Source organism: Aureimonas sp. Leaf427 (genome assembly GCF_001425485.1).
GTDB lineage: Bacteria > Pseudomonadota > Alphaproteobacteria > Rhizobiales > Rhizobiaceae > Plantimonas.
This window is the reverse complement of the sequence record NZ_LMQW01000002.1, coordinates 50621-69717: the sequence shown is the minus strand read 5'-3', so window position 1 is coordinate 69717 and position 19097 is coordinate 50621. Positions and strand designations below refer to the sequence as shown.

Genomic DNA, 19097 nt, shown 5'->3' with positions numbered 1-19097 from the left:
GAACGACCCGCGCCTCCGCGTCCCCGGCCGTTCGCCGGGGAAGGGCGCCGATATCAGCGAAGGGGCAGCGGGTTCGACGACCAGGGCGAGAGGCTGCCGAACTCCTGGAAATGCCCGGCGGAGCTGAGAAGCGCCGCCGTCAGGCGCTCCGGGACGTTCGTCTCGCCGTAGAGAAGGCACTGGAGCCCGCGGAAGAAGAGCCCGTCGAGAACGACATAGGCTAGTTCGAGATGAGGGCCGACGTCGCGCTCGGGGTCGATCAGGACGAGGAGAGCGGCCGTCATCTCCTTCAGCTCGCGCTCGATCTCGGCAACGACGCTGCGATATTTCGGCTCGAACAGGGCCTGATTGCGCAGATCGTACCAGAACCGGTGCATTTCCGGCGCTTCGGTGAGCCTCTGGACCAGCGTCTGGACACCGGCTTCGAGCGATCGCTGCTTGTCGATGCCGCCGGAGAGATCGGCCACGAAGGTCTGCTTGAAGTGCTTGACCGCGTAGATGATGAGGTCGGTCTTGTCGTCGAAGTAGTAATGCAGGCGACCTATGTTGATGTCGGCGGCGGCCGCTATATCGCGAAGCGACGTCTGCGCATAGCTCTGCAATGCAAGGCTGTGCACGGCCTGATCGGCCAATTCCGTCTTTCGCTGCAGACCCTTGGGCGTCGTGCCGCCCACTCGGGTCGAAACTGTCTTCGTCGGTGCCATTTCTCTTCTTTAGGATACTCGACGACATCTGTCGAGGCGCCCGGGACGATTGTGACCGCAAAGTTTCGGGCCTCGTGAGATGCTATCGATGCGCACGCCTCGCGCGATGGAAGAAATCCCCCGCGATATCGCGCCGCACACAGCATCGTCTCCCGCGAACACCGCAGGCCATAGTTCAGTCGGCATGTCCGATGTATTGCCATTTATTTTCCGGGTTTTTCAAAGCAATCAGACAATCTAATGCTTTCAGTTGAAAAACTGATGCGTGCAGTCGTCGCAAGATCAGAAAATCTCCGCGGAACGCGAACAAAATCCAAGACGTCTATCGCTTCTATATTCTATCGCCCTGGATGGCCGGAGCCGGCTCCCGGTCTCGATCGCATCTTACGTCCGGGAACGGCGCGCCGCGACGTCGTCGCGCCGCCGGATCGCACGGGTTTGTCGCCCGGCGGATCGCCATTTCGCTCGTCGGTCATATGTCAGGCTTTCGATGCCTTCGTGAACGGCATCCGGAGACCGTCCGTCATGAGCCTTGCCCCGCCCTCCCTCCGATCCCTCCGCGAGCCCGCCGAGGCCGAACTCCTGCCGGATGCCGTGAGGGCCGACCTGCTGGCCGTGCGCGAGCGCGAGGCGGGGCGGGACGACCCGGCGCCCTTCGTCGAGGTGCTCGCCCGGCACGGGCTCCTCTCGGCCTTCGCGACGCCCGCAGCGGACGGCGGCTATCGCTTCGAGCCCGGCTGGCGCGCGGTCTTCGACGCACTGGTGACGCTCGGCGGGATCGAGCTCAGCCTCGCGCGCCTCTTCGAGGGCCATGTCAACGCGCTCCAGCTGATCGCCCTCTACGGCACGGCAGCGCAACAGGCGCGCGTTCTCCGCGTGCTCGGCGAAGGCGGCCTTCTCGGCGTCTGGGGCGCGGAGGGGCCTGAGCCCGTGCGCCTCGTCGAGGACGCGCGCGGCGGCGTCACGCTGTCCGGCGCCAAGCGCTACGCCTCGGGCGCCGGGCTTCTCCACACCGCGCTGGTGCCGATCACGGAGGCCGAGACCGGGCGGATGCACCTCCTCCTTCTCGACGTGCGCGAGAAGGCCCGCGTCGATCTGTCGAGCTTCGACATGCGGGGCATGCGGCGCTCGATCTCCGGCACCTACACGTTCGACGGCGTTCCGGTGACGCCAGCCGACCGGATCGGCGCGCCCGACGACTACCGGCGCGAGCCCTTCTTCGTCGGCGGCATATGGCGCTGCGCGGCGGCCCAGCTGGGCGCGATCGAGGCGATCGTCGGGGGGCTCGCCGGCGAGCTCGGCCGAACCGGACGCGACGGCCACCCGCTCCAGATGGCGCGGATCGGACAGGCGATCCTCTCCGCCCGCACGGCGCGGCTCTGGATCGAGGACACGGCCGCGCGCATCGAGACGGGAGCCGCGATCGGCGACGCCCCCGCCATCGCCAAGGCCGTGGCGCTCTCGGCCTATGGGCGGCTCGTGACGGAGGAGGCGGCGATGACGGTGATCGATCTTTCCGAGCGCGGCCTCGGCCTCGGCTCGTTTGCCCGGAGCCATCCGCTGGAGGCGCTGACGCGCGATCTCTCGGTCTATATCCGGCAGGCCAATCCCGACGCGGTTCTCCTCCAGCACGGGCGCGTTCTCGCCGCGGACATGGCCCGATGAGCGAGGGCACGCTGGGCCTCTGGAACGGGATGATGGCGGCCGCCCCCGTCGCGCCCGCAGAGCGGCTGATCGGCGACGGGGGCCTCGTCGTCCTCTCGCCCCATCCCGACGACGAGACGCTCGGCGCCTCCGCGCTTCTCCTCGCCGCCGGGCGCCTCGGCCGGCGGATCGGCCTCGTCGCCCTCACCGATGGCGAGGGCTCGCACCGCGCCTCCCGGCAGATGCCGCCGCCATCCCTCGCCGCGCTTCGGGTGGAGGAGCAGCGCGCGGCCATGGCGGCGCTCGGCTGCGCGGGGGCGGAGGAGCTTCGCCTCTCGCTGCCGGACGGCGCCTCCGGCCGCAGCCCCGGCTTCGAGGAGGCCGCCGCGCGCATCGCCGCACTCTGCGACCGGATCGGCGCCACCGCGCTCGCCGCGCCCCATCCCGACGATCCCCATCCCGACCATCATGCGGCGGCCGAGCTGGCCCGCCGCGTCCGCGCGCTTCGCCCGGCTTTGCGGCTTCTCCATTACGAGGTCTGGTCGCGTCGCCTGCCGCCGGACGCGCCCTTCCGCTCGGAGGGGCTGGTCGCCTTCAAGGTCGCGACGGACATCGCGCGCAAGCGAGGCGCCATCGCCTGCCATCGCAGCCAGCTCGGCCTCGTCGTGTCGGACGATCCCGAAGGCTTCGTTCTGCCCGGCTGGTTTCTCGCGGCGCAGGAGGACCCGCTGGAGCGCTACGGCTGGGAGGCCATGCCGGGCCATGTGCCCGGCCCCGAGCATTTCGCGCGCCTCTATGCCGGCGACGGCGATCCCTGGCATGTCCGCTCCTCCGCCTACGAGGCCGACAAGCGCGCCGCCAGCCTCGCGATGCTGGAGGGCCGGCGCTATGCGAGCGCGCTGGAGGCCGGCTGCGGCGAGGGTTTCCTGTCGCGCGGCCTCGTGGAAGCCGGCATCGCGGGGGCCATCCTCGGCGTCGACCGCGAGCCCGCCATCGTGGAGCGCGCGCGGGCGCGGACGACGTCGCCCGATGTGCGCTTCGCGGTGGGCGCCATGCCGGACGCCCTGCCCGAAGGGGCCTTCGACCTCGTCCTTCTCTCGGAGGTCCTCTACTTCCTGAACGAGGCGGGCCTTGCCGCGCTGGCGGGAGCCCTCTCGGCGCGGATGGTGCCGGGCGCCCATCTCCTCCTCGTCTCCTATCTCGGCCCCACCGACACGCCGCTCGGCGGGCGCGAGGCCGCCGACGTCTTCGCCGCCTGCCTCGGCGCGGGCGCGAAGACGGTCCGGGTCTCGTCTACGCCGGACTACCGGATCGAGCTTCTCGAATGGCGTCCCGCGCCGCCTGCAGCCCCGGCAGAAGGCGGCGGAGATCGGAGAGGCGAAGCCGCGTCCGCCTGAGCGCGGGGCTCGCCTCCTCCGCCGCGTGCCAGCCGAGCCCCCCGACGGTCTCGGCCAGCCGCGCGGCCTCCCCGGCGGCAAGGCCGAGCCTCGTCAGGATGCGGGCGCGGTCCTCGGCCAGCGGCGCGGCGAGGAACGCCGCCTCGGCCCGCAAGCGCAGAAGAAGCGTCTCCGCGGGCTCCAGAAGCTCGTCCACCAGCGGATCGGTTTGCGTCCGGTTGCGCCGCAGCTCCTCCGACAGGCCGCCGGCGGCGCGCCCCTCCAGCCGGCAGGAGGTCTCGACCCGTGCCCCGTCGCAATAGCGGATGCGACGGCCATGGGCCTCGAACCTGCGACGCAGGGCCCGGTCCTCGCCCGAGGGCAGGATCGGCAGCGGGCCGGCGATCCGGTAGGCCGCCGCCCGCATCGCAAAATTGGCGCCGCCGATATTGCCGTGATGGGGCCAGGGATTGTCGGGATCGGGGCGGAGCAGCGCGGCGATCTCGCGCGTCGTCTCGCGATAGTCGCGAATGACGGCCTCGCTGCCGGGATCGGCGTGCGGCAGGAGGGCCGCCTCCTCCGGCAGGAAGCCGATCCGCCCACAGACGAGATCGAAGCCGCGCTCGAACTCGGCCGCATAGGCCGCGCGCAGCCCGGGCAGGACCACCGTGTCGCCGTCGATGGAAAGGATCAGCGCATCCGGCGCGAGGGCCTCGGCCATGTCGAAGGTGATCCGCCGGGCGAGCGGCGCGCTGCCCTCGCCCGGCCGCCAGCGGCAGTCGACGAGGAGAAAGGGCCGCGTCCAGCCGGCGGTCACGGCGCGCGCGATGGCGATGGTCGCGTCCGTGCACCCGTTGGCGAGAAGGAGAACGCCCTCGCCCGGCCAAAGCTCCGCATCGAGCGCGGCGAGGCAGCGGGCGATCCAGCCCTCCTCGTTCTGCGCGGGAACGCAGGCGACGAGGGCGCATGCGGCGAGACGCGACGGCTCGCCGGAGATGTCGATCGCCTCGACCTCCGGCAGGCCGAGAACATTCGGCCCGGTCTCAGAAGGCGGCATCGGCCGGCATCCCCGTCCAGAGCGAGCGGATGGGCTCGCCGGCCCCGTCCGGCTTGGCGTCGCCGATGAAGATCACGACCGGGCCATAGGACCGTTTGGCCGGATCGTAGAAGTCGAGAAGGCCGGGATGAAGGCGCTGGACGAAGCCGGGCACGACGCCCCGTTGGCGCAGGAGATGGTCGATCACGACCTGATCGCCATGGACCGCGTTCGGCACGGGGCCGCAGGAGCCGGGCTGCATGAAGCGCTCGGGCTCGGCGGCGAAGGCCTCGTAGAGGAAGGCGAGCTCGTCGCCCTGCCAGCGCAGGATCGCGCTGGACAGGCGCCCGGCGTGGAAATGATCCTCCATCGCGGCAAGGCCGGGCGTCGCCAGCGCCGAGGCGTCGGCGGCGAACACCGTGTCGAGATCGAGAAGCACGATCGGGCCGGCCGCGAGGCCCGGCCGGAAGGCCTCCATCTTCGACCACCAGCCCGGCCAGCCGTGGCGCAGCGGCGCCGTCTCGACGCCGGCGATCTTCAGGTCGAGATCGGTGAGGCAGAGAATGCGCGAGAAGGCCGGCGCGAAGGCGCGCGCGCCCCGCGCCAGCCGCTCCACCCAGAGCCCGTCATAGCGCCCGCCGCCCTTCAGAACGGTCAGGAGCGTGGCATCCGACGTTTGAGCCCTCACCCGACCACCTTCAGCGCCGGCGCGGCGTGGCCGGCGCCCGCCCACATCTCGTCGGTCAGCGCCTCCAGCCAGGCCGCGCCCCGCCGGGCGGCCTCGGGCTCGAAGAGGGTGCGCACGATCTCGACGTCGAGCGCGCGGGCCTCTGCGAGGAGCGACTGCCAGCCGGCGAGATCGCCGGGCCAAGCGGGCGCGCCGACGGCGGCGCCGAGCCGGACCAGCGCCTCGGCCTTGCGCGTCTGCTCGCCGAAATAGCGCCATTCCGGCATGACGATCAGCTTCTGCCCGATCCGGGCGACCTCGTGGATCGTGTTGTCGCCGGCCGAGGCGACGACGATGTCGGCGGCGGCGAGATGATCGGTGACGTTCGGCACCCAGCCGAGTTCGATAAGGTTGGAGAAGTCGGTCTCGTGGCCCTCGCGATGGGTCGGCCCGAGCGTCAGCCAGAGCGCCTCGGGCGCCGCGCGCGCGGCCACCGTCAGGGGCGCATAGGGCGTGCCGCTGCCGCCCCCGCCGGTGATGGCGACGACGATCTCGCGCGCCGGATCGAGCCCCAGCCGGGCGCGCGCCTCCGCCTTCGTCGGCACGGCGTCCCGCGTCGTGCAGAGGCCGCCGGTGTAGAAGGTCTTCGCCCGCAGATGGGCGGGATAGTCGTCCTGCTCGAGGCGCTCGTCGAAGGGGGCGAGCATGCCGACGGAGGATTCGTAGGAGCCGATATGGCCGATGTCGGACCGGTCGCCATGCATGCGGATCTGGACGGCGGGCGTGCTCGCGATGCGCGCCATCAGCGAGATTTCCGAGGAGACGTCGACGACGAAGAGGCCGACCTGCCGGTCGTCGAGATGATCGAGAATGGTGCGCATCGTCTTTCGCATCTCGGCAAGGCCGAGCGGCACGCAGTGCATGACCTGCGGCGTCGGCTCGGCATAGAGGCGGGGCGTCGGCACGCTCGCGCCGATCATGTTCGGCAGGGTGACGATCTCGATGTCGCGCTGGAAGCCGTCGAAGAGATGCGGCCCGGCCGTGAGCACGGAGACCGGACGGTCGGCGGAAAACTGCGAGGCGAGCGCCATCGTCCGGTTGGCATGGCCGCGTCCCTGGTGGTGGACGAAAAAGGCGATCGGCTTTTGCACGGACGGTCCTTCCGGAACAGGCCGGGCGCGGGGCTGCACGGCGGGGTGAGACGGTCGATCTAAGGCCATCTGACGAGTTTTCATCCCGCAGCGACGAAATCGCCCGCCGCCCCTCCCTGGCCGCCGTGCCCGCACGCGGCATGTAGGGGACCTCCATGAAACGGGCGGACGGCGATTGCGGAGCAACATGACAGAGAGATTGACGCCGCGATCCATCGCGATCGTCGGCAACGCGCCCGACATGGCGGATCAGGGCGGGCGGATCGATGCGGCGGATTGGGTCGTGCGCTTCAACAATGCGAGCGGCTTCGGCGCGCATGCCGGGCGCCGCGTGACGCATCTCGCCCTCGTCAATCATGGCGGCCAGATGCGCGAATGGCTGGACGATCCCGGCTTCATCAGCCGGCCCGTCGTCCGCGCCGCCGGAAGCATCCTGTTTCCCTTCGCCCGCAAGGCGGGACCTCTCGAAGACCCGGACGCGGACGGGCGCTGCTGGACCGCGGAGGCCGAGGCGCGGCTGGGGCCGCTCGGGAGCAGCATGACGATCCTGCCGTTCGACGTGCATCGCAAGGCCGAGGCGATCCTGCGGACGCGGGACCGGCCCTATGCCGTGCCGAGCACGGGCTTTCTCGTCGCGCTCCATGTCCTGTCCGCCCTCCCCGCCTCCACGCGGGTCGGCCTCTACGGCTTCGGCTTCGCCGGCTGGAGCGGCCACCACTGGCAGGGCGAGCGGGCCCATTTCGAGGCCCTCCGCAAGGCCGGGCGTCTCGATCTCCATCCGCTCGACGAGCCGTTGTCCGCTTGAGCGGGCCGTCCGCCATCCGCTGCCCGCTCTGCGAGGCGCGCGCGATCGGGCCGAGCGGGCGGCATCTCGTCTATCCGTCCGGCCGCGCGCGCCGCTTTCCGCTCGCCTGCGCCTTCTGCGGCTTGGCTCTGGCGGAGGAGGCCGAGCCTGGGTCCGTGCGGACCCATCTCCTCGGCTCGCTCGACGACGACGGCTTCACCCTCGACGAGGACGCGCTCTATGGGCTCGACATCTACACGCTGCGCACCGCCGCGACGCTGAAGCGGCGCGGCGTCGAGCCGGAGGGCGAGGCGCAGGCGCGGGCGCTGCGCCAGCCGCACGCGCCGCTGGCCGCCTCCGCCCGCCTCTTCGATCTGGCGCAGGGGCCGGCGCCGGTCTCGCTCGGCATTCTCTGCCGCCCGGAGGAGATCGACCGCGTGCTTGCGACCCTCGCCCCCCATGCGGCCTGGACCGACGATATCGTGGTTCTCGCCGACGCCGATCTCGCCGCCCCGCAGGTGGTGGAGAGCTTCGGCGCCCCGCCCGTGCGGCTGGCAGCACGGCCGCTGGCCGGAGATTTCGCGGGCCAGCGCAACGCGCTGCGGGATCTGGCCCGCCACGGCTGGATGCTCCAGCTCGATGCCGACGAGACGCTGGCGCCGGAGACGGGCCGGCTCTTCGGCGCGCTCGTCGAGCTGGCGGAAGCCTCGGGCGTGCGCTCCATCGGCCTGCCCCGGCGCAATCTCGTGGATGGCGTCCTCTCCGATCTCTTCCCAGACACGCAATACCGGCTGAACCATCGATCGGTCCGCTATGCCGGCCGCGTCCACGAGCGGCCGGAGCGCCCCTGGCAGGAGAGCCTCGTCGCCGGCCACGGCGCGATCCTCCACCATCTCGGCCGCGCCCATGTCGAGGCGCGCTCGCAGCGCTACGAGGCGATGGCGCCCGGCGGCGGGCGCCTGGAGGAAGCCGAGCTTCTCCTGCGGCCCTATCGCTGCTGATACCTCTCGATCGCGGCCTCGTAGAGCGCGAGCGTCTCCTGCCCCAGCGTCTGCCGCGTGAAGCGACCGGCGGCAAGCCCGGCCCGTTCGCGCAGCCGGGCCCGAACGGCGGGGTCGAGAAGGACCGGCCGAAGCGCCTCGGCCAGCGCCGCGCCGGTGGTCTTCGCGGCGAGAAGCCCCGCGCCGGTATCCCCCACGAAGGCCCGCGCGCTCGCATCCTCGGCGGAGGCGACGATCGGCCGGCCATAGGCGATGGCTTCCTGATAGACGAGCCCGAAGCTTTCGTAGCGCGAGGGCGCGACGACGGCATGGGCGCCGGCATATTCGGCGGCGAGATCCGCATCGGAAACCGCCCCGAGCGGCCGGAGCCGCCGCCGCGCTGCAGCACACAGATCGTCCGGCAGGGCGGCCTCGTCGACGCCGGCGAGGCGGAGTTCGAAGGGCGGAAGGCGCCCGGCATCGGCCTCCGCCGAGAGGATCGCCATCGCCGCCATCAGCGCATCGAAGCCCTTGCGGTGCTCGGCCCGCCCGACGAAGAGCAGGCGAAGGCCCGCGCCGCCGGCCGGATAGGCCGCCTCGCGCCCGCGCCGGATCACCTCGGGCGGCAGGCTGAGGCCGATGATCGCGTGGGGCACGGAATCGGGCTGGCCGCCTTCGGCAAGGCCGTATTCGGCGGCGATGCGGCGGGCGTGGTCGGCCGTGTTGGAGATCAGCCCGTCGCTCGCCCGCGCCTGGGCGCGCTCCAGCCGGTCGGCGGCGGCCTGGTCGAGCCGGTCCCGGAGCGTGGTGGCGGGGTCGCGCGAGAAGGCGGCGGGGGTCGAGTTGCGCGTGACCAGCGCCATCGGCGCGCGAAAGGCGAGGGCCGAGGCGGGCGCATACCAGTTGGTCGCCTCCACCACGGCGAAGGGCCGGCGGCGATGCTCGGCCAGGACCGCGTTTCGAAAGGCGATGGGCGCGGCGAGATGGCCGACGCTGCCCCATCGGCGCAAGGCGGCAAGGCGCCCGGCCGGTGCCGGCGCGCAGCCGAGGATCGCGATCGGCCCTTCCGTCTCCTGCCTCCGATGGCCGAGCGTGAAGACGGTGACGTCCGCGCCGGCTTCGGTCAGCCCTTCCGCGATCTCGCGGGCGGCGGTGGAGAGGCCGCTCGGCCAGGGCGGGTAGTCGTAGGTGAGGAGCGCCGTGCGCATCAGGCCTCCAGAAGCCGGCGGTAGAGCGCGAGATAGTCCCGCGCCATGCGCTCGGAGGTGAAGCGCTCCTCGAAGCGGCGGCGCACGCCCGCCCGGTCGATCGAGCCGAGCCGGCCGATCGCCTCCACCGCCTCGGCCTCCGAGCGCACGACGAAGCCGGTGACGCCGTTCTCCACCACCTCGGACACCGACCCGCGGTCCCAGGCGATGACCGGCGTGCCCGAGGCCATGGCCTCGATCATCACGAGGCCGAAGGGCTCCGGCCAGTCCACGGGAAAGAGCAGGGCCTCGGCGCCGGCCAGAAGCTCGCCCTTGGCGCGGTCGCCGAGCGGGCCGACATAGACCGCGCTCTCCGACAGGAGCGGGCGCACCTCGCGCTCGAAGTAGAGGGGGTTGCCGACGTCGATCGTGCCGGCGAGGCGGATCTCGCGGCCCGCCGCCGCCGCGACGCGGATCGCGGTGTCCGGCCGCTTCTGGTCGGTCATCCGGCCGATGAAGGCGAGATGGGTGCAGGGCCCCGCCGAGAAGCGGTAGCGGTCGCGCTCGATCCCGTGATGCACCATGCCGGCCAGATTGGAGGCGGGCAGCTGCGCGCCCTGCGAGGCCGAGATCGCCGCCACCGGCAGGTCGGGGAAGGTCCGAAAGAACAGCTCGCGGTCGAGCTCGTCGACGCGCCAGTGGATCGTCGTCAGGCTGTGGCGCCGCCGCTCGCCGAGAAGCGCCGCGTGGAAGAACTCGCCGTGGCAGTGGACGATGTCGAAGGCGGGAAGGTTCCGGCGCAGGTCCTCCATGCGCGCGGCCTCCAGCACGGCCGGAATCGACGGCGGCACACGGCCATAGATCTTTTCCAGCCCAACCAAACTCGGCAGCGATCCGATGCGTGTTACATCTGTCGCACTGTCAGACGGCGCGAAGAGCGTTACCTGGACTCCCAGGTTTAAGAGAGCGACCGACAGGTCGTGAATGACTCTTTCCGTGCCGCCGTGATCTTCGGGCGGGACGGGAAAGATTGTAGGCGCGACCTGAGCGACGCGAACAATACTGCCGTCCGGCGGCGTAAAGCTGCCGGTCATGGCCGATGTTCCGCCGCAAAGGTGCCGCGTCGAGCCGTGTCAGGAGTCTGCATGTTCGTGCTCCATATCGCTCTTCAGGGCTGTCTTCGTGCCAGGAACGTCGAGTACGGCGTCACCGCCGATACGGGTGGTCATATCCGATACCTGCTCGATCTGGTCGAGGCTTCGGCGCGCGACGCGGCAACGCGGCGCATCGTCATCGCGACCCGCCGCTTTTCAGGGCGCCTGGGCAGCGACTATGCCGAGCCCTTCGAAAGGGTGGGCGAGAAGATCGAGATCGTCCGGCTGGACACGCGCTCGGCCTCCTACCTGGAGAAGGAGGAGATGCACGGCGAGGTTCCCAGCTTCGCCGAGGCGCTGATCGCCTTCATAAAGGCCGAGGACCGGCGCCCCGACGTCATCCACGCCCATTATGCCGATGCCGCCGTCGTCGCGGCGATGGTGGAGGACCGGCTCGGCATTCCCTTCGTCTTCACCGCCCATTCGCTCGGCCGGGTGAAGCGCGAGGCGCTCGGCGCCGATGCGGCCGGTGTCGCCGGGCTCGACGAGCGGATCGCCAGCGAGGAGACGGCCCTGTCGCGCGCCTCGCTCGTCATCGCCTCCTCGCGCGACGAGGCGGAGGTGCAGTGGGCGGGCTACGAGGCCTATGAGCCCGGCCATATCCGCATTCTGCCGCCGGGCAGCGACCTCCAGCGCTTCGCCGGCGCGCGGACCTGCCCGAACGTTGACGCCTCGATCGACCGTTTCCTGACCGACTCGTCCAAGCCGACGCTCCTGGCGCTCGCCCGACCCGTGCGCAAGAAGAACCTCGCCGCCCTCGTCACGGCCTTCGGCACCTCGCCGGACCTGCGCCGCGCCGCCAATCTCGTGATCGTGGCCGGCACGCGCGAGGACTATGCCGATCTCGACGGCGACATGGCCGAGACGGTGGGCGAGCTTCTCCATCTCATCGACCGCTACGATCTCTACGGCTCCGTCGCCTATCCGAAGACCCATCGCCCGGAAGAGGTGCCGGCGATCTACGCCTATGCGCGCGAGCGCCGGGGCGTCTTCGTCAACACGGCGCTGAACGAGCCCTTCGGCCTGACGCTGCTGGAGGCCGCCGCCGTCGGCCTGCCGCTGATCGCCACCGATTCCGGCGGGCCCAACGACATTATCGAGATGTGCGGCAACGGCATTCTCGTCGATCCGCGTTCGCCCGACGCGCTCGTGGCGGCGGCCTTGCGCATTCTCGGCGATCCCGCGCTCTGGGATCGCTACGCCAAGGCCGGCGCGAAGGCCGCCGGGGCCTACGACTGGACGCGCCATGCCGGGCGCTATCACGGCCTTCTCGGCCAGCTTCTCGACCGCGTGCCGCCGGCGGCGGACCCGAAGCAGCTTCTCATCAGCGACATCGACAACACGCTGGTCGGCTGTTCCGACGCGATCCGCACCTTCGGCGAATGGCGCAAGGAACAGGACGGGCTCGCCTTCGGCGTCGCGACCGGGCGCTCCTTCCACAGCGCGATGGCGATCCTGGAGCAGCAGGACGCGCCGCGCCCGCAGGTCATGATCACCTCCGTCGGCTCGGAAATCTACCATCTCGACGCCAACGGCACGACCTACAGCCAGGACCGCGACTGGCGCGCCGTCGTCTCGCGCAACTGGAACCGGGAGGCCGCGCGCGAGGCTCTGGCGACGGTGGCCGGCATCCTGCCGCAGGCGCCGCTGGAGCAGCGCTCGCACAAGCTGAGCTATTTCAGCGACGGCAGCCCCGGCACCGTGCGCCGCATCCAGGCGGCGCTGGAGCTGGCGGGCCTGCGCTGCTCGGTGATCCACAGCCACGGGCGCTATCTCGACATCCTGCCCCTGCGCGCCTCCAAGGGCACCGCCGTCGCCTTCGTGCGGAAGCATTACGGGCTCGGCGAGGACGCGGTCTTCGTCGCCGGAGACAGCGGCAACGACATCGAGATGCTGCGCACCATTCCCCAGGCGATCATCGTCGCCAATTTCTCCGACGATCTGGCGGGTCTGCCCGCGCTCTCGCATTCCTACGTCGCGCGCCGCACCCATGCGCTCGGCATCATCGAGGGCGTGCACCACTTTCGCGAACGGGCTCTGGCGGCGGCGGCATGCAAGCCAGTGTCCTGACGCTCGTCCGGGGCCGCGGCGACCATCTGCGCCATCTCATGCTCGGCCTCTCCCGGCAGACCCGGCGCCCGGCCGAACTCGTGATCGCCTGGATGCAGGAGACGCGCGAGGAAGCGCTGCCCGATCCCGGCTGCCCCGTGCGCCACATCCACGTGGCGGGCGAGCCGATGCCGCTCGCGGCCGCCCGAAACCGCGCGGCGGAGGCGGCGCAAAGCGATCTTCTCGTCTTCCTCGACGTCGACTGCATCGCCTCGCCGAGCCTCGTCGAGGCCTATGCGGGAGCCGCCGCCGAGCGCGAGGGGCTCTTCCTCGGCGAGGTTCTCTACCTGCCGGAAGGCGCGGTCGGACCGGTGCTCGACTATGACAGGCTCGACCGGCTCGGCCGGGTCCATCCGTCCAAGCCCGCCGTGCCGGATCGGGGCGTCCGGCGCGAGATGGATGCGGGCGAACTCTGGGGCCTCTCCTTCGCCCTGCCGAAGCGGCGCTATCTGGGCATCGGCGGCATGGACGAGGCCTTCGCCGGCTATGGTGGCGAGGAGACCGATTTCGCCGTACGCCTCTCCGCCTCCGGCCTGCCCTTCTTCTGGACGGCGCACGCGCGCAGCTACCACCAGCACCACGCCGTCTCCATCCCGCCGCTGCACCAGTTCGACGCGATCCTTCGCAACGCCGCTCTGTTTCACGAGCGCCACGGCCGCTGGTGCATGACCTACTGGCTCGGCCAGTTCCGCGATGCCGGCCTGATCGGCTGGAACGAGGACAGCCGCGCCATCGCGGTCCGCCGAAGGCCCGACGCCGCCGAGATCGCGGCCTGCCGCCGGGGCGGCGAGACGCTCTTCAGCTAAGCATGACGAGGTTTGGTATGGTCATGCCCCGGAGGGGCAGGCCGTCCGTCAGAGCGTCTTGATCTCGCCGGAGGCGACCTCGTCGGTGATGTCGATGAGGCAGGTGGGGCCGCCGGTCACGGGATCGCCGCCCCAGCGCATGGCGTCCTCGGCGGGAAGCTCCAGCTTGTAGCGCTTCTTGCCCCGCTCGAAGCCCGCCCGCCCCAGCGTCTCCTTCCAGGCGACCGTGCCGAGATAGCGGTCGGGCGGCAGCGTGATCTTGCCGCCGATCGTCGTTTCGGCCGCGACGAGAAAGCCCATCGGGCCGCCCGCCATCCGTGAGCCGCTGCGCAGTCTCGTCATGTCCGTCCCCGTCTCTTCGTCTCGGCGAGACGCTGCGTCCATCCGCGCGCCGAACGCAAGGTGCGGCTCGGGCCCCTGCCCGGTCTCGGCGCGAGCCGCCCCGGCCTCTAGCGCCCCGCCTTCGTCGCGGAGTGGAAGTCGGCGGGCTTGCCGGAGACCCATTTCACGAAGCGCGCGACGGTCTCGTTGTCGGTGAGGGGAATGTCGTTCTGCGCGTGGCGCACGAGTTCGCTCGCCGAGAAATTGGCGTCGATCGTCTCGCGGCAGATGGGATGGACGGGAACGGTGTCGCGCCCGCCCCGGCTTTTCGGGATCGGATGGAACCGGTCGACGGTCTTGCCGAGCGGCCGCCCGCAAAGCCAGCAGGGCTCGGCCGGCGCCGCCTCCGCCGTCTCCTCCGTCAGCCAGCTGGCATCCCTGATCTTGCGCGCCATTCCCGCAACTCCTCGCCCGCCCGGCCCGCCCATATACGGTTCCGTCGGTTCTCTCTTCGCTCTTGCCGCGACTGATGCGGCGAAGGCGCGGCGCGGGTCAAGCCGTGCGGCCTATGGAAAGCTCGCCGCCACCGGGTCCGGCGCCTCGCCGTCCCGCCGGCCGCGGCAGGCGAGAAGCTCCGCGCGCAGCGTCTCCACGAGGGCCGCCGCCGGCATGGCGCGGGCGAGCGGCGCGCCCTGGCCCGCCCATTGCGCGCCGAAACCGGGCTCGCCCTTCGCCTTGGCCACCGCATGGAGCGCCTTGCCGGCATCGTAGGCGCGCGGATAGTCCGGCGTCGCGTAGCCCGCGAGCATCGGGGCCAGCGCGGTGAAGCGGTTGGCGAGCGAGCGGGCGAGCCGCCCGGAGACGAGCGGCGTCAGAACCGTGTGATGGGCGCCGGGGCCGGCGAGTGCCGACCGGTAGGCCGCGTCCGCCGAGGATTCGGGGCAGGCGATGAAGGCGGTGCCGAGCTGGGCTGCGGCCGCGCCGAGATCGAGCGCCGCCGCGATGCCCGCCCCGTCCATGATGCCGCCGGCCGCGACGACCGGAAGGCCGGTGCTGCGCACGAGAAGGCGCGTCAGGGCCATCGTGCCCAGCGCGTCGTCGGGTGCCTGCGGATCGAACATGCCGCGATGGCCGCCGGCCTCGATCCCCTGCGCCACGACGGCGTCGATCCCGGCGGCCTCGATCGCCCGCGCCTCCGCAAGGCTCGTCGCGGTCGCCATGAGACAGACGCCCCGCGCCTTCAGCGCCGCGATCGCCTCCTGCGGGGGCAGGCCGAAATGGAAGCTGACGACGGGCGGCGCGAGCTCCAGGAGGAGCGCCAGCATCTCGGCATCCTCGGCGAAGCTGCGATAGATCGTGCGGAGCGCCGGGGGCGGCTCGGCCTCGAACTCCGCGAAAACCGGCGCCAGCGCGCCGAGCCAGGCCGCCTCCCGCGCCGGGTCGGCCTCGGCACGCGCGTGGACGAAGAGATTGACCTGGAAGGCGCGATCGGTGCGCGAGCGCAGGTCCTCGATCATCGCCCGCGCCCCCGCCGCATCGCTCGCCCCGATGCCGAGCGAGCCGAGAGCGCCGGCATTCGACACGGCCGCCGCCAGCGCCGGCGTCGAGACCCCGGCCATCGGCGCCTGGATCAGGGGAAGCGACAGGCCGAGCCGGCCGAGGAGGGAGGAGGGCATCGGGGCATCCCGTGAGCAAGCGATGGCCCGACCGTAGACCGTGCGCCGGCCGCTGTGAATGTCGCTCGGAGCGGGCATGATCCCGGCCGAACTTGCGAGGGGTCTCGGGCGCGGAGGCCGACGAAAAATCCTCTCAAGGCCCCTCGGGAGGAAGATCGTTCCCGCATCGGCGCCAAATCAGGTCGCGGGATCACTCTACAGCGGCGGTAGATTGATCGTAGGATGGGCCATCAGCCTCAGACCATCCGACCGGAAAGGCCAAGGCCATGCTCGAACTCCTCCGCCGCCCGGCGCGCTTCCTGCGTCTCCTGCGTCTCGACGCGATCGAGGCTCTCGTCGGCGCCAGGGCGAAAGCCCGTGATCCAAAGCCCGCCGTGTCCGGCGACCGTCTCTTCGCCGAGGCCCTGTCGGGCTTCGGCCATGCCTCCGGCGCCGGCTGACGGCACCGCCCGCCGCCCTTTTTCTGAAAACCGACCCGATCCCAACCCGAAGCCGCCGCTCCGCCCGAGCGGACCGGCGAAGCCATGAGGACATTTCGATGTCGTTCCGATTCCGTCTCGCCGCCGCAACCGCGGTCTTCGCGCTCGCCCTCTCGCTCGGCGCGCCGGCCAAGGCTGAGCCGCTGAAGGAGTTCAATGTCGGCTTCCAGAAGAACGGCGTCCTCGTCGTCGCCCGGCAGCAGCAGCTGATCGAGAAGGCGCTCGCCGACGAGGGCATCAAGGTCAACTGGATCGAGTTCCAGGCGGGGCCGCCGCTGCTCGAGGCGCTGAACGTCGGCTCGATCGACTTCGGCACGACCGGCGACAGCCCGCCGATCTTCGCCCAGGCCGCCGGCGCCGATCTCCTCTACGTCGCCGCCCTCCCCTCCAAGGGCCGCAACAGCGCGATCCTCGTCCAGAAGGACAGCGAGCTGAAGACGCTGGCCGATCTGAAGGGCCACAAGCTCGCCTTCACCAAGGGCTCCAGCGCCCACAATGTCGCGATCGCCGCCCTGGAAAAGGTCGGCCTCTCTTATGACGACGTGACGCCGGTCTATCTCAGCCCCGCCGATGCGGGCGCCGCCTTCTCCACCGGCGCGGTCGACGCCTGGTCGATCTGGGACCCGTTCTATGCGGGAGCGGAGCTGAACTGGGGGGCGCGCATCCTCGCGACCGGGCCGGAGATCCTCGACAAGACCGGCTCCTACTTCCTCGCCAACGGCACCTTCACCAAGGCCCATCCCGAGATCGTCACCCAGGCGATCGGCGCGCTCGGGCAAGCCGGCGCCTGGGCGGAGGCGAACCGCGACAAGGTGGCCGAGGCTTTGTCGGAGGCGACCGGCGTGCCCGTGGCCGTGCAGGAGCGGACGGCCGAGCGCGGCGAGTTCACGGTGACGCCCGTGACGCCCGATCTCGTCGCCAGCCAGCAGAAGGTCGCCGACCGCTTCGCCAAGCTCGGCCTCATCCCGGCGCCGATCAAGGTCTCCGACGTCGTCTGGACCGCACCCGCCAGCTGAAGGCCCGCCCCGAAAGGCCCCGCGGATGCGCGGGGCCTTTCGGGTGATCCCTCCCGGGGCGCGACGCCGCTCCCCGAGGAAAGGCGGTCCCGCCGGGAGCGGAGGCGGGGATCGAAACGTTAGGCTCGCGAACCATCGATCCGATGAACCGTGGAAGCCTCATGTCGCCACCGATCCACCTTCCCTCCTCCCCGCCGCAGGACGGCGGCATCTGCGTCTTCGCGCCCTGGCCGCTCCTCACCGTCACGATCGAGCGGCACACGAACGGCGCCGACGACATGTATTTCCACGCGGGCGGCCAGGCCATCTGGGTGGCGCGCATGATCCTCGGCCTCGGCGGCCGGGCGAGACTCGTCGGCCCCTTCGGCGGCGAGGCGCGGACGGTTCTGGAGGCGCTGGTGGCGGCCGAGGGGATCGAGCTTCGCGCCGTCGCGGTCCGGGGCGCCAACGGCTCCTATGTCGACGACCGCCGCGAGGGCACGCGCGAACGCATCGCGACCGTCCCGCCGCACAGTCTCGACCGCCACGAGACCGACGATCTCTACAACGCCATCCTCGCCGAATCCCTGCGCTGCGGCACGGTGGTCCTGACCGGCCTGCCGCCGGAGCAGGTGGTGCCCTTCGACTTCTACACGCGCATTGCCAAGGATCTCGGCGCCAATTCGGTGAAGGTCGTCGCCGATATCGCCGGCCCGCTCCTCGAAGCGGTCGAAGGCGGGCTGACCGTGCTGAAGGTCAGCCACGAGGAGCTGCAGGAAGCCGGGATCGCGGAGGACGACAGCCGCGAGGAAATCCTGAAAGCCATGGAGCGGCTGCGCGGCCGGGCGGACAATATCGTGGTCTCGCGCGCCGGGGCCGGCTCGCTCGCGCGATACGGCGACCGCTTCTTCGAGGCACGCGGTCCGCAGGTCCATCCCCGCGACCACACGGGCGCCGGCGATTCCATGACGGCGGCGCTGGCGGTCGCGACCTCGCTTGGTCTGGACGGGCCCGACGCCCTGCGCCTCGCCACGGCCGCCGGCGCGATGAACGTCACGCGGGCCGGTCGCGGCACGGGACGGCTGGAGGATATCGAGGTTCTCGCCGGTCTCGTCGAGATCGAGGAGGTGACGCCGTGATCCTTCCCCATATCGAGCCCGCCGAGCTGGAAGCCCTCGACCTCGCCGCCATCGAGGCCCTTGCGGTGGAGATGGCGCAGCTCGCGGGCGCGCAGATCGCCGCCTCGCTCGGCCGCACGCTCGCCGTGCGCTACAAGATGCTGGATGCCGCCGAGGAGGCGGTCTATCGCGACCCCGTCTCGGAGATCGACCAGTCCGTCGAGCGTCTCATCCGCGACCAGCTTTCCGAGCGGTTTCCGGACCACGGCATCATCGGCGAGGAGGACGAGCCGGTGCGCGTCGGCGCGTCCGACTTCGTCTGGATCATCGATCCCGTCGACGGCACGACGAACTTCGTCAACGGCTATCCGCTCTTCGCCGCCTCGATCGGCGTCGCCTACCGGGGGCGGCCGGTCGTGGGGGCCGTCTGGTGCTCGACCAGCCATGCGCTCCGCTCCGGCGTCTATCACGCCCGGTCCGGCGGCCTCCTCGCCTTCGATCAGCAGCCGATCGCCGGCGTCGACCGCAAGGCGGTGCGGCGCCGCATCGTCGGCCTGCCCCGCGTTCCCGCCGGCGCCGAGATCGGCTTCGAGGCGCGCCAGAGCGGCTCGGCGGCCATCGAATGCGCCTTCGTCGCGGCGGGGCTTCTGGCCGGCGCCCGCTTCGACGCGCCGAACGCCTGGGACGTCGCGGGCGGCATCCCGCTTCTCGAAGCCGCCAAGGCGACGGTCCTGACCAAGGCGCCGGACGGCGAATGGGCCGATTTCGCCGGGTTCGGGCCGGTCGACGCCCCCGGCCCCGCCTGGCGCCGGCCGCTCGCCATCGGCGACCGGACCGTGGCGGAGGCGCTCTCCCGGCTGACGCTCGCCTGACGCCATGCGCGCGAATCCCGCGGGGCCGGGCGGGACGA

General features: G+C 71.2%; 19 protein-coding genes. 10 read left to right on the top strand and 9 right to left on the bottom strand.

All coding sequences use genetic code 11. The features are described from left to right. Positions 1-53: 53 nt before the first annotated feature. Positions 54-704 (bottom strand): TetR/AcrR family transcriptional regulator, encoded by a 651-nt coding sequence (locus tag ASG62_RS03025; RefSeq protein WP_082537421.1) that lies wholly within the window; start codon positions 702-704, stop codon positions 54-56. Between the two features lie 525 nt (positions 705-1229). Here ASG62_RS03025 and ASG62_RS26935 point away from each other — a divergent pair. Further along, entirely contained in the window at positions 1230-2369 is a 1140-nt protein-coding gene (locus ASG62_RS26935; protein ID WP_056698001.1) for an acyl-CoA dehydrogenase family protein, read from the top strand. Further along, positions 2366-3745: a PIG-L family deacetylase gene (locus ASG62_RS03015; RefSeq protein ID WP_056697997.1), complete on the top strand. Its 1380-nt coding sequence runs from the start codon at positions 2366-2368 to the stop codon at positions 3743-3745. Before ASG62_RS26935 ends, ASG62_RS03015 begins: the two co-directional genes overlap by 4 nt. Here ASG62_RS03015 and ASG62_RS03010 read toward each other — a convergent pair. Genes ASG62_RS03010 through ASG62_RS03000 form a run of 3 tightly spaced genes read right to left on the bottom strand, consistent with a single transcriptional unit; the run spans position 3642 to position 6578 of the window. Further along, the gene (locus ASG62_RS03010) at positions 3642-4781 is read right to left on the bottom strand and encodes a glycosyltransferase (RefSeq protein ID WP_056697994.1); all 1140 of its coding nucleotides are present in this window, start codon (positions 4779-4781) and stop codon (positions 3642-3644) included. The two genes, ASG62_RS03015 and ASG62_RS03010, sit on opposite strands and share 104 nt — an antisense overlap. Further along, positions 4768-5448, bottom strand: coding sequence for a hypothetical protein (locus ASG62_RS03005; protein ID WP_056697991.1), 681 nt, complete (start codon positions 5446-5448; stop codon positions 4768-4770). Before ASG62_RS03005 ends, ASG62_RS03010 begins: the two co-directional genes overlap by 14 nt. Further along, positions 5445-6578, bottom strand: a complete 1134-nt coding sequence (locus ASG62_RS03000; RefSeq protein ID WP_056697988.1) for a glycosyltransferase — start codon at positions 6576-6578, stop codon at positions 5445-5447. Before ASG62_RS03000 ends, ASG62_RS03005 begins: the two co-directional genes overlap by 4 nt. Before the next feature lie 187 nt (positions 6579-6765). Here ASG62_RS03000 and ASG62_RS02995 point away from each other — a divergent pair, with 187 nt between their 5' ends. Continuing rightward, the gene (locus ASG62_RS02995; protein ID WP_056697986.1) at positions 6766-7383 is read left to right on the top strand and encodes a glycosyltransferase family 29 protein; all 618 of its coding nucleotides are present in this window, start codon (positions 6766-6768) and stop codon (positions 7381-7383) included. Next, positions 7380-8363, top strand: coding sequence for a hypothetical protein (locus ASG62_RS02990; protein WP_244487662.1), 984 nt, complete (start codon positions 7380-7382; stop codon positions 8361-8363). Before ASG62_RS02995 ends, ASG62_RS02990 begins: the two co-directional genes overlap by 4 nt. Here ASG62_RS02990 and ASG62_RS02985 read toward each other — a convergent pair. Then, positions 8351-9550 (bottom strand): glycosyltransferase family 4 protein, encoded by a 1200-nt coding sequence (locus ASG62_RS02985; protein WP_056697982.1) that lies wholly within the window; start codon positions 9548-9550, stop codon positions 8351-8353. The two genes, ASG62_RS02990 and ASG62_RS02985, sit on opposite strands and share 13 nt — an antisense overlap. Continuing rightward, positions 9550-10623, bottom strand: coding sequence for a glycosyltransferase family 4 protein (locus tag ASG62_RS02980; RefSeq protein WP_244487661.1), 1074 nt, complete (start codon positions 10621-10623; stop codon positions 9550-9552). The genes ASG62_RS02985 and ASG62_RS02980 overlap by 1 nt, the downstream gene beginning before the upstream one ends. 51 nt (positions 10624-10674) lie before the next feature. On the opposite strand from ASG62_RS02980, the gene ASG62_RS02975 reads away from it, so the two are divergent. Together ASG62_RS02975 and ASG62_RS02970 are read left to right on the top strand one after the other, a co-directional pair. Continuing rightward, a complete protein-coding gene (locus ASG62_RS02975; protein WP_056697978.1) occupies positions 10675-12753 on the top strand; it encodes an HAD-IIB family hydrolase in 2079 nt (692 codons plus the stop codon). Next, positions 12735-13598 carry a glycosyltransferase family 2 protein gene (locus tag ASG62_RS02970; protein WP_056697975.1) on the top strand — a complete coding sequence of 288 codons (864 nt, stop codon included), beginning with the start codon at positions 12735-12737 and terminating at the stop codon, positions 13596-13598. The genes ASG62_RS02975 and ASG62_RS02970 overlap by 19 nt, the downstream gene beginning before the upstream one ends. Before the next feature lie 48 nt (positions 13599-13646). On the opposite strand, the gene ASG62_RS02965 is transcribed toward ASG62_RS02970, so the two are convergent. The 3 genes from ASG62_RS02965 to ASG62_RS02955 form a co-directional block, all read right to left on the bottom strand. Continuing rightward, positions 13647-13940, bottom strand: a complete 294-nt coding sequence (locus ASG62_RS02965) for a hypothetical protein (RefSeq protein ID WP_156381942.1) — start codon at positions 13938-13940, stop codon at positions 13647-13649. 107 nt (positions 13941-14047) lie between these two features. Then, entirely contained in the window at positions 14048-14374 is a 327-nt protein-coding gene (locus ASG62_RS02960) for a hypothetical protein (protein WP_056697969.1), read from the bottom strand. A gap of 111 nt (positions 14375-14485) precedes the next feature. Further along, positions 14486-15595: an NAD(P)H-dependent flavin oxidoreductase gene (locus ASG62_RS02955; protein ID WP_056697966.1), complete on the bottom strand. Its 1110-nt coding sequence runs from the start codon at positions 15593-15595 to the stop codon at positions 14486-14488. A gap of 266 nt (positions 15596-15861) precedes the next feature. Between ASG62_RS02955 and ASG62_RS26160 the strand changes: the two genes are divergently transcribed. From ASG62_RS26160 to ASG62_RS02940, 4 genes are all read left to right on the top strand, one after another. Further along, the gene (locus ASG62_RS26160) at positions 15862-16035 is read left to right on the top strand and encodes a hypothetical protein (RefSeq protein ID WP_156381941.1); all 174 of its coding nucleotides are present in this window, start codon (positions 15862-15864) and stop codon (positions 16033-16035) included. 98 nt (positions 16036-16133) lie between these two features. Beyond that, the gene (locus ASG62_RS02950; RefSeq protein ID WP_056697964.1) at positions 16134-17090 is read left to right on the top strand and encodes a sulfonate ABC transporter substrate-binding protein; all 957 of its coding nucleotides are present in this window, start codon (positions 16134-16136) and stop codon (positions 17088-17090) included. A 161-nt stretch (positions 17091-17251) separates the two neighbouring features. Beyond that, a complete protein-coding gene (locus ASG62_RS02945; protein WP_056697959.1) occupies positions 17252-18208 on the top strand; it encodes a 1-phosphofructokinase family hexose kinase in 957 nt (318 codons plus the stop codon). After that, on the top strand, positions 18205-19059 hold the full coding sequence (locus ASG62_RS02940; RefSeq protein ID WP_200944750.1) for an inositol monophosphatase family protein: 855 nt from the start codon (positions 18205-18207) through the stop codon (positions 19057-19059). Before ASG62_RS02945 ends, ASG62_RS02940 begins: the two co-directional genes overlap by 4 nt. Positions 19060-19097: the final 38 nt, after the last annotated feature.